The 10,511-nt window shown below is 60.9% G+C and carries 7 protein-coding genes; 5 read left to right on the plus strand and 2 right to left on the minus strand.

Features of this window, described 5'->3' with window-relative positions; translation table 11 throughout:
- Positions 1-2 precede the first annotated feature (2 nt).
- Positions 3-983: a P-type conjugative transfer ATPase TrbB gene (trbB, locus tag A3736_RS05790; protein ID WP_029140414.1), complete on the minus strand. Its 981-nt coding sequence runs from the start codon at positions 981-983 to the stop codon at positions 3-5.
- A gap of 242 nt (positions 984-1,225) precedes the next feature.
- On the opposite strand from trbB, the gene A3736_RS05795 reads away from it, so the two are divergent.
- Together A3736_RS05795 and A3736_RS05800 are read left to right on the plus strand one after the other, a co-directional pair.
- Positions 1,226-2,383 (plus strand): cysteine desulfurase family protein, encoded by a 1,158-nt coding sequence (locus A3736_RS05795; protein ID WP_067680337.1) that lies wholly within the window; start codon positions 1,226-1,228, stop codon positions 2,381-2,383.
- Between the two features lie 70 nt (positions 2,384-2,453).
- Positions 2,454-3,410, plus strand: a complete 957-nt coding sequence (locus tag A3736_RS05800; protein WP_066558474.1) for a DUF4007 family protein — start codon at positions 2,454-2,456, stop codon at positions 3,408-3,410.
- Between the two features lie 14 nt (positions 3,411-3,424).
- Here the strand turns inward: A3736_RS05800 and A3736_RS17000 are convergent, their stop codons facing one another.
- Positions 3,425-4,213 (minus strand): hypothetical protein, encoded by a 789-nt coding sequence (locus A3736_RS17000; RefSeq protein WP_233999250.1) that lies wholly within the window; start codon positions 4,211-4,213, stop codon positions 3,425-3,427.
- Between A3736_RS17000 and A3736_RS17005 the strand changes: the two genes are divergently transcribed.
- The 3 genes from A3736_RS17005 (at position 4,178) to A3736_RS05815 (ending at position 10,125) form a co-directional block, all read left to right on the plus strand.
- Entirely contained in the window at positions 4,178-6,775 is a 2,598-nt protein-coding gene (locus A3736_RS17005) for a hypothetical protein (protein ID WP_233999251.1), read from the plus strand. The two genes, A3736_RS17000 and A3736_RS17005, sit on opposite strands and share 36 nt — an antisense overlap.
- Positions 6,772-7,611 carry a phosphoadenosine phosphosulfate reductase family protein gene (locus A3736_RS05810; RefSeq protein ID WP_082836103.1) on the plus strand — a complete coding sequence of 280 codons (840 nt, stop codon included), beginning with the start codon at positions 6,772-6,774 and terminating at the stop codon, positions 7,609-7,611. Before A3736_RS17005 ends, A3736_RS05810 begins: the two co-directional genes overlap by 4 nt.
- A 186-nt stretch (positions 7,612-7,797) precedes the next feature.
- The gene (locus A3736_RS05815) at positions 7,798-10,125 is read left to right on the plus strand and encodes a DUF262 domain-containing protein (protein WP_067680342.1); all 2,328 of its coding nucleotides are present in this window, start codon (positions 7,798-7,800) and stop codon (positions 10,123-10,125) included.
- Positions 10,126-10,511 lie beyond the last annotated feature (386 nt).

Below are 10,511 nucleotides of genomic sequence, written 5' to 3' on the forward strand. Positions count from 1 at the left end.
GGTCACGAATGGTCTCCTGTTGTGGATGGAAGGGGTGCGAGGACGTATTCGCCCGCGGCATCGAGTCCGCGCACCTCGGCGAGTTCGGCAAGGCGCCGCCCGGTGCCGTCGCGCACAAGCACGGCGATAATATCGATGGTCTCGGCGATCAGCGCGCGCGGCACGGTGACCACGCTTTCCTGGATAAGCTGTTCGAGCCGCCGCAGTGTGCCAAGCGCCGAGCCGGCGTGAAGCGTGCCGACCCCGCCTGGATGACCGGTGCCCCAGGCTTTCAGCAGATCGAGCGCCTCGGCACCGCGCACCTCTCCGATGGGAATGCGATCGGGCCGCAGGCGCAGCGCCGACCGGACAAGATCGGACAAAGTCGCAACGCCGTCCTTGGTTCGCAGCGATACCAGATTGGGCGCTGCACATTGCAGCTCCAGCGTATCCTCGATGAGGACGACACGGTCGGACGTGGCTGCGACCTCGGCGAGCAACGCATTGGTGAGCGTCGTCTTGCCGGTCGAGGTGCCGCCGACGACCAGAATGTTCTTTCTCGCAGCGACCGCACCGGCAAGCGCTTCGGCCTGCCATTTGCTCATGATCCCGGTCGTCACGTAATCGGCCAGCGAGAACACCGCGATGGCTGGTTTGCGGATGGCGAAGCTCGGGGCGGCAACCACCGGTGGCAGCAGACCTTCGAAGCGCTCGCCGCCTTCCGGCAGTTCGGCGGACACACGCGGTACGCTTGCATGCACCTCGGCGCCGACATGATGGGCGACCAGCCGGATGATCCGCTCGCCATCGGCTGCGCTCATCAGACATTCGCTCGCCGCGAGACCCTCGCCCAACCGGTCCACCCAGAGACGCCCGTCGGGGTTGAGCATGACTTCGATGACATCGGGCTCGTCGAGCCAGCGGGCGATGTCGCCGCCAAGCGCAGTGCGCAGCATGCGCGCGCCGCGCGATGAGACTTCGGATCGAAGGGGGATGACGCTCATGGACTGCCTCGGATGCGGCAACCGACCATCGGCTGCGTTCGCGAGGCAGATCAAAAAGACATTACTTTGCCCTCGGGCAACAGTGATCTGCAATCGGCGTAGAAAGGCGAAGAATAAGAAATAAAAGGCAAGGCCAAATCGGGAGGGCGTCGCCATTCAGGCTCGAACACCGCGCGATCGTGGTTGCTTTGCCAGGCCAGGTTTGGTCTTATCGGTGCACCGATTTCAATGAAGGTTGTTCCTTGCGCAGACCCGGCCCCGCCTATCTCGATTTCATGGCCTCAACTCCGGTCGATCCCTCGGTGATCGATGCGATGACGGACGCGATGAGCCATGACTGTGGCAATCCGCATTCGGATCATGCGCATGGCCTGCAAGCCTCGAAAATTGTCGAACGATCGCGCGAAGCGCTTGCGGCGCTGCTCGGTGCCGGGGAGGACGAGATCCTCTTCACCAGCGGAGCAACCGAGGCAAACAACCTCGCCATCAAAGGTGTCATGAGCTCAGCCGAACGACGCGGAAACCATCTGGTGGTGTCGTCGATCGAGCACAAATGCGTGCTGGAAGCCGCCCGTTCGCTCGTCAAACGCGGGATCGAGGTCACCGAGGTCAGACCAGGGTCAGATGGCCGGGTTCGCGCCGAAGCCATCGCGCAGGCCCTGAGACCCGACACGGCGCTCGTATCGGTCATGCACGCCAACAACGAGACGGGCGTCATTCAACCCGTTCGCGAGATTGCCGAAATCTGTCATCGCCAGGGTGTCCTGTTTCACACAGACGCGGCGCAGACCGTCGGAAAGATCGATGTCGATTTCACTTATATCGGTGCCGATCTGCTGAGTTTCTCCGGTCACAAGTTCTACGGTCCCAAAGGGATCGGCGGGCTTGTCGTGTCGCGCGCCGCGAGGTTGCGGCTCGTTCCGCAGCTTGATGGCGGTGGACAGCAGCCTCTCGGACGCAGCGGTACAGTGCCGGTTCCGCTTTGCGCCGGGCTTGCAGCGGCGGCGCGGCTTTACGAGCGCCACGGCCAGTCGGCACGCACACATATTCAATCATTACAAAGACTTTTCGAAGATCGGATCACCAGGAAGGGATGCCCTTTTACTATCAATCCGCATGCCGAGCGCATCCCGGGTTGCACAAGCCTCAGGGCCGAGGGAGTGAATGCGGAAGACATCCTCTTGCATGCCCGCGGCGAACTATCGGCATCGACAGGCTCAGCCTGCAACTCAGGCAGCATCGAGCCGTCTTACGTCCTGTTGGCGCAAGGGCTTTCCTTTGACGAGGCTTCGTCGTCCGTTCGCATCGGGATTGGCCGAACCACTTCCGAGGCGGACATTGACCGTGCCGTCACTGCGCTCTTGGCTGCGTACGAGAAAGCCTACCGCGCCGCTGCCTGAAGCCTAAAACTTCGTACAAGAGGCGCGGGCAGGGTTGCCAACTGGGGGAAATCCCCAGTAGGAACAAATCATGCTCAGAGGACCCCTTGGACAGCCCGGCGTCAAGACGCGCTTCGCGGGACATGAAACCTTCCCGCTGAGGCGGCTGTGGCTGCGCAAGGCTTACGATGCCGTCTGCGAGGATTCGGAAGCTCCGGCCCCCAATACCTTCGACAAGGACGAAGGGATCATCCGGTTCGGGGTCGGCAAGAATATGGTTGCGGCGATCAAGCATTGGGCGCTCGCGTGCCGAATCATTGAAGAAGACCCGGAGAGGGGTGTCGGTGCCTTGAAGGCAACGCCCTTCGGAGATCTCATCTTTGACCGCGATTCAGGTCTCGATCCGTTCATGGAAAGCCTCGCGACCACATGGCTGCTCCATTGGCAGATCGCCAGCAATTTCGAGCGCGCCACGACGTGGTATTATGCGTTCAACCATCTGAATGCACATGGGTTCGACCGCGACGGCATTGCCGAGCCGATCCGGCTGCTGTGTGCCCAACTCGACCGGTCGCGGGCCTCCTCCACAACGATCAAGCGCGACGTGGAATGCTTTGTCAGATCCTATGTCGCCAAGGTCGGCGCGGGCGCGGTTGACGATCAGGTGGAAACCGTACTTGGCGAACTTGGCCTTATGCGCGAAGTGTCATCGCGATCGTTCGCTTTCCGCCATGGGCCCAAGCCCGGCTTGCCCGACGGTATCTTCCTTTTTGCGCTTGCAGATTTCTGGGCGAGGCGTGCGCCCGAGCAAGCAACGCTCGCCATCGATACGCTGGTATACGAGCCCGGATCGCCGGGGCGGATCTTCAAGCTAGACGAGGATGCGCTGATCGACCGGCTTGTCGATATCGAAAGGGTCGCCAAGGGCGCCTTTCTGTGGACCGACAGCGCAGGTGTGCGCGCGATTGCCAGGCGGGGAGAAGGCCTGCCTGATCCGGCCTCCTTCATCGCCAGCGCCTATCCGCACACCAAGGCGCTCGCGGCATGACGCAGGCCTATCTCTCAGACCATGTTTCGGTCGCCCCGCGCTACCAAAGATCGATCAGGATCGATGCCGATTTTGGCCAGGCCGATCCCCTCTCCGGCTATGTACTTCAAGGATCGGCGCGCGATGCGTTGACCACCACGCTCCGCCTCGCGACAAACGGCCAGGGCGCGTTCACCTGGACGGGCCCTTACGGCGGCGGCAAGTCGAGCCTCGCGCTTGCGCTTGCCTCCTACTCGCTCGGGCGCGGACCTGCCTTCAAAGAAGCGAAACAACTCCTTGGCGATGTGCCCGAAGTAACCGCCGTTTTCGGGCGTGCGCCCAAAGACTGGCTCTGCGTGCCGGTGAGCGGTCGGCGGGGCAACCCGGTGGGGGACCTGCGCGAAGCGGTCGCATCCGCAATCGCTGGCGAGCCGGGCCACGCTCGGACCAAGCGGTCCAGGATGGAAGCCGCTGACGGGCGCGATATCGTCGAGCGGCTGCAACGCGAGGTTGAAGCGCGTCCCAAGGGCGGGGTTCTCGTCATTGTCGACGAACTGGGCAAATATCTGGAAGGTGCTGCCGATCACGCCGTCGACATCCATTTCTTCCAGGATCTCGCAGAGGCCGCCAATCGCAGCGAGGGAAGACTTATCGTTGTGGGCGTGCTGCACCAGGCTTTCGAGCGCTATGCGGATCGCCTCGGGCAAAGCGTCCAGGACGAATGGCGCAAGGTTCAGGGCCGCTTTGCGGATGTCCCGATCATTACGGCGGTCGACGAGGTCATCGAATTGGTCGGTCGTGCCGTCACGACAGAGCGTTCGCACCCTCAGTCGCATCAAATTGCCGCTATTGTTGCCAGCGAGATTGCCGAACGGCGACCAGGTGTGCCCAAGGATCTTGCGGAAAGGCTCGACGATTGCTGGCCTCTCAACCCTGCGGCGGCAGCGCTGCTCGGGCCGATCACCCGGCGGCGCTTCAGCCAGAACGAACGCAGCCTGTTCGGTTTTCTTGCCTCGGCGGAACCCAGCGGCTTCACCGAATTCCTTCAGCGCACGACACTCGCCTCGGGAAGAACCTTCGGACCGGCAGAACTTTGGGATTATCTGCAGGTCAATCTGGAGCCTGCGATCATGGCTTCGCCCGACGGCCATCGATGGGCACAGGCCGCAGAGGCCATAGCGAGGGCGGGCCGCGACGGCACCCACCTGCGCTTGCAGATCGCGAAGACCGTGGCGGTCATCGATCTGTTCAGCAATGGATCGGGTCTGGCAGCCTCATCCCGGACGATTGCGGCAAGCCTCGGTCATTCCGATGCGGACGTCGAAGAGCAGCTTGCCGATCTCGTGAAGATTTCGGCGCTGGTCTACCGTCGCCATCTCGGCGCCTATGCAATCTATGCCGGCAGCGATTTCGACATTGAGGGCGAAATCGAGGCCCGCATCGCCGAACGCGGGCGGCTCGAGATAGCGTCTCTGAACGATCTCGCCTCGCTGCAGCCGATTCTGGCCAAGCGGCATTACGCCGAATATGGCACGCCGCGCTGGTTCGACGCACAAATCGGCGAACTGGCGCCGCAAGGGCTTGGTCCGAAAGACGTTCGGGTTAGCGCCGGGGCTGCTGGCAAGTTCCTGCTGCTTCTGCCTGGGATCGACGTCGATCCCGGCCAAGCGGAGGCGAGTCTGATCGAAGTCTCGCGCACGGAGCATCGGCACGGTCTGCCCGTAATTGTTGGTCTTGCATCGAACAGTGCGGACATTCGCAAAACAGCGATCGAGCTCGAAGCCGCGCGAGACGTGCGCAACGAAAGCCCCGAACTGGCCGGAGATGCAGCCGCCAGGCGCGAGATCGATGCCCGCATTGCCCATTTGTCCGCGCAGCTGGAAGGTCTCCTGAGAGAGGGTTTCGAGCGCGCGCACTGGTTCGACACTGGTAAGCCGCTCGATTTGCAGTCGCTTTCCTATGGCCTGTCGCAAGCAGCAAGCGATATCGCCCGGCGGACTTTCCGGCAGGCTCCGATCGTGCATTCCGAACTCATCAATCGTCGGCGGCCTTCGAGCAATTCCAATGCGGCGTTGCGAGCCCTGTTGCATGCTATTGTAGTGGGCCGCGGCGAGCAGCACTTCGGGATCAAGGGCTATCCGGCCGAGAAGGGCCTAGCGGTTACCGTTCTGGAACGCGCGGGTCTCTATGTCCGGCAAGGCGAGCGGTGGGACTTCGTTCCGCCCGGCGAAACCAGCACGTTCGCCCCTCTCTGGTCGCTAACCGATGGCCTGCTCGAAGCCGGCGAGCAGGTTGGTGTTGCCGACATCTACCGGGCTTGGGGCGAGCCGCCTTACGGCGTGCAGCAAGGCGTGATGCCCCTATTGCTCGTGACCTATCTTTTCTCGCGCCGTCACAGCACTGCGATCTATGCGAAAGAGGCCTTCCAGCCGGCAATATCCGATCTGGTCATGGATCTTCTGCTGCAGGACCCCGACCATATTGCGCTGAGATCGGTTCCGACCGATGCCGCGAATGCGGTCGCGCTGAAGGAGTTTGCAGCCGTCGCGAGCGAATTCGTCGAAGAGGCGCCGTCGGAGGAGCCGCTCGAGATAGCACAGGCGCTCGTGCAGTTTGCGTACAGCCTTCCCAACTGGTCGCGCAAGGCGCAAGCCACGCTCTCCAAGCAAGCAATCGATGTGCGTCGCTTGTTGCTAGATGCGGACGATCCCTACCAGCTCCTCTTCGTCGACATCCCCGAAGCGCTCGAGGCTTCGGGCGAAGGCACCGCACCTGCGCTGCGCACGGTCCTGAGCGAACTTGATCACGCTTACCCAGACATGATCGAGGATCTGAAAACCCGGATGCTGGAGGGCCTGAAACACCGCGATGCAGGAAATCTCTCCGAGTTGGTGGAACGAGCCAAGCGAATAGCGGGTCACGGGGGGGACGACCTCAAGCTTCGAGGCTTCATCACGAGGCTGGCCGAGTTCGATGGGTCGACGGAAAGCATGGCGGAAATTTGCGGTCTCGTGATGGGTAAGCCGGTGACGACGTGGCACGATCTCGAGCCGAGTCGGGCGGGGATGCAGCTGTCGGAATACGCCTACCGGTTCCGCCGCGTGGAACTGTTCGGCGACAGCGACCAGCAACCGACCCAGACCGCGGTGATGGTGATGGCGGGTGTCGGGTCGACCGAACGAAGCGTCGTCCGCAGAGCACAGATTGCAACCGAGGCGCAGAAGCGCCTCGGGCCACTCCTCGACGAGATCGGCAAGACGCTCGACGCCGCACAGCTCGAGCCCGATATGGTGCTCGCCGTGATCGCGGAGCTCGCACAGCGTTATATCGAGGATGACGGCGAGCGCGATGTCACTGTGCCCATCAGCGCGGAGAAGGAAGCGTGACCGGCGAGGCGATGCATGTTCTGGGTCTGTCCGGTGGACGAGACAGCGCTGCCCTCGCGGTCTGGATGCGCGATCACCGCCCGGACATCGATGTGCGGTATTTCTTCACCGACACCGGCAAGGAGCTACCCGAGGTCTACGATTATCTCGGCCGCCTTGAGGGCTTCCTTGGCAAGCCCATTGAAATGCTCAACCCTGGTCGGGACTTCGATTTCTGGCTAGCCGAATACGGCCATTTTCTGCCTTCCCCGCGGACACGCTGGTGCACCCGGCAGTTGAAAATTCAGCCATTCCAGAAGTGGCTCAAACCGCATCTCGACGCAGGCGTGGAGGTGCATTCCTATGTCGCGATCCGCGCCGACGAACCGAGCCGTTCGGGGATGATCGCAACCCACCCCAACATGCACGTCCATTTCCCATTGAGGGAGGCCGGTCTTGACAAGGCATCGGTCATCGGCCTGCTGGAAAACTCCGGACTCGGCCTGCCGGACTATTACCGCTGGCGCTCTCGCAGCGGTTGCACATTCTGCTTTTACCAGCAGAAAATCGAATGGGTGCGGCTGATGCGCGAGCACCCGGACGCCTTCGAGGAAGCCAAGCGCTACGAAAAATCAGCCATCGAGCACGGTTCGCCGTTCACCTGGACCCAGAACGAAAGTCTCGAAGAACTGGCGCGGCCGGAGCGGGTTTCCGAGATCGAGCGTAATCATGAAGAGCGCAAGGCACAGGCGCTCGCTCGCAGAATGCCAAATCCGCTGCGAGCACGGATCACCGATGAGACGGTGGAACAGATGCTGGCCGACGAGGAGAGCGGCTGCCTCGTCTGCCACAAATAGCCAGCCGCCAGCTTTCTGCTCAACGAAGGCGCGAACCCGCACCCAGTATATGCCTCGGAGTGTCCCGGGTCCGAGAATTTTTATATCACAATTCTGTTGCCTCTTGCCCGAGCATGCTTTTCTTACCAGCCGAAATATCGCTAGGTAATCAAAGCACATGGATACAACCGCTGGGGGTAGGGTCTCTTGACCATCGATGTAGAAAAGGCCTTTCGGGCAAATCCAAGAAGCGTCTTACAATTCCTGCAGGTCCCGGGGCAGGGTTGCTACATTCCCGCATATCAACGGGAATATCGGTGGGATAAAGAAAACGTCAATCGACTGTTCGAGGATGCGCTTCACGGCCTGAGCCTGCTCCCTGAGCGCGAGGAAACGATCAGCTTCCTCGGTACGATCATCGCGATCCACGACACCCAGTATGTGACCGTGAAGCCGCATTTCCGGAACGAGATGCCACGGCCGGTGATGACGATCATCGATGGCCAGCAGCGCATCTCGACGTTCATTCTGCTCTTTGTCTCAATTCACAATCTTCTGGCGACCTGCCTGCCCTCGGTCGAGAAGGATGACGAAGAAGGCAGCGCCTGGCTGCTTGAAGAAATTCAGAAGATGATGGCGGAACTTCGCGATTGTTTCATTCTCGACAAACGCAGCGGAAAGGCGCTCAACAGGTACTATCCACGTCTCATCAGATCCTTCGACGATGTGTGGTCTTCAAAACCGGAAGCCCGGTATTCGAGCGCGATCGCCCGCCTGATTTGGGACTACCTCAAGCATATCGAGAACGAGGAGACCGAGGCCAAGCAGTTTCGTCCGAGCGAGCCCGATGGCGAAAAAGCTTCGACGCACAAGAATGTGGCCGCCGTCTTCCGGCATATGAACAAACGCCTTCGCGACCTCGTGCAACCGCAGGAGGAGATGCCCAGCCTGATCGAGCACGCGCTCAAAGCGGGCTTCGGCGAAGCACTCTTTGGTTTCGAAGTCCCATCCGAAGTCGCCGAAAGGCTCCGCAAGGATGACGAGACGACCACGGGCAAGCGTTTCCGGCTTGCCTTTGCCGCGATCATTTTTGCTCACTATTTGCAAAGGCGAATGGCCTTCACAGTTGTCGAAAGCGAAGGCGAAGATGACGCTTTCGATATGTTCGAGGCTCTCAATACGACCGGCGAACCGCTCACCGCCTTCGAAACCTTTCGGCCCCGGGTGATCGACGCGGAAGGGCTAGAGGATTATCAATCCACCCCTTCGCACGCGGACATGCTGCGGACCGAGAAATACGTCGATCGCTACGCCAAGGACGCGAGCAAGCTGCAGCGCACGACCTCCGAACTTCTTGTCGCTTTCGCGCTCGCAGAAACGGGCCAGAAGCTGGGTAAGAAGCTCAACGAGCAACGGCGTTACTTGCGCGCACAATACGGCGATCCGGACGACAAGACCCGGACGGAATTCCGGCGGGGCTTCGTAAAGCGTTTGGGCGATGTGTCCGATCTCATGTCGACTTCGTGGGATCCTGCAGAAACCCTTAATCCCAGCTTCGGCGGCCTCTCGAACATCGACGAGCCGGCGAAGGTCGCGTTCGAGTTTCTGCGCGGACTTAAGCATACGGTCACGATTCCACCGCTCAGCAGATTTTTCGGGGCCGCATTATCCGCCGATCCGGAAGAGCGCCTTCAGAAATCGGTGGCCTTTGCCGATGCAATCAAGGCGAGCGCTGCCTTCACTGCGATCTGGCGCGGAGCATTCGGCACGACGTCGGGCATCGATGCGGTGTATCGCGATGTCATGCTTTCCGGCGACGGGCAGGCTGCCCTTGCGGCACGGCCCTTCTCAGGAAACCCATCCACCAAACGCAAGAGCGCGCTCGACATCGCACTTTACAAACGCGTCCTGTGCGATGCGCTGGAAAAGGCCGGCATTTCGGAGAAAGGGAGCTGGTCCGGTAAAGTCGAAACGAGCCTGCTAGCCAAGCACGCAACCGAGGTTGCGAAATTCCTTCTGATAGCTTCGGCGCACGACGTAGAACCCGACCTCAAGAATCCGGGTTTGGTCGTGTCAGGCAGGAAAGGTGTTCATCCAACCCTGACGCTGGACGCGTGGAACCTGCTTTCGCCCATGCAGGTCGAGCACATTGCTCCACAGCAAGGGGCTAGCACTGACTGGCCCGCTGACCTCTACGACGAGCGAGAGCTGTTCCAGACTCTGGGCAACCTCACGCTGCTGCATCGCGACCACAACATCGTGGTGTCAAATCATCCCCAACCGAAAAAGATGGCAAGCTACCGCGCCTTGGCATCGCGAACGCCCGAAGCCTTCGAGGCCGCGCGCGAAGAAGCCAGAAAGTTGGGGTATGACTTGCCCGAAAGATCGGAAGCGATCCTCGCCGAAGCAACCCACGCGAGATTGTTGATTCCGCTCGTCGAATGTCCGTCCGACTGGGACGGGGAATTTGTGCGTCAACGCTCGCGAAGGTTGGCGGAAATTGCATGGGATCGCTTACGGCCGTGGCTAGATTAAGAGACTCAAACAGCGAACTGTTTGGTCAGTGCGCTACAGCCGCGCTATGAGATAGGTGCGGTGGTCTCTTTTGACCCTCTACAAAAACAAATGATGAAAGACACGAACTGGGCCGATAGCGGTCCGTCCGGTTTTAGGCACCGGGCTGGGGAAACTGCCTTTCCGCTGACTCCCCCAATTCAGACCAGCCGCCATGGTTGCGAAGGCAAAACTTCCACTTGGAGCGCCTCTAGATGACGCGGTTTTTGCGAGATCATTTTCCGACCGCAGCGTGTTAACGAACCCCGCATGTTGCTTCCCGTGCATGGCACTGAGTACGGATAGGCGAACCTGTTGCGGCTACCGGGAGCTTCCAGGCGGCGAAGGGGCCGGGGGCGGAATGTGAC

It is taken from the genome of Erythrobacter sp. HI0063, from assembly GCF_001635685.1.
Lineage (GTDB): Bacteria > Pseudomonadota > Alphaproteobacteria > Sphingomonadales > Sphingomonadaceae > Qipengyuania.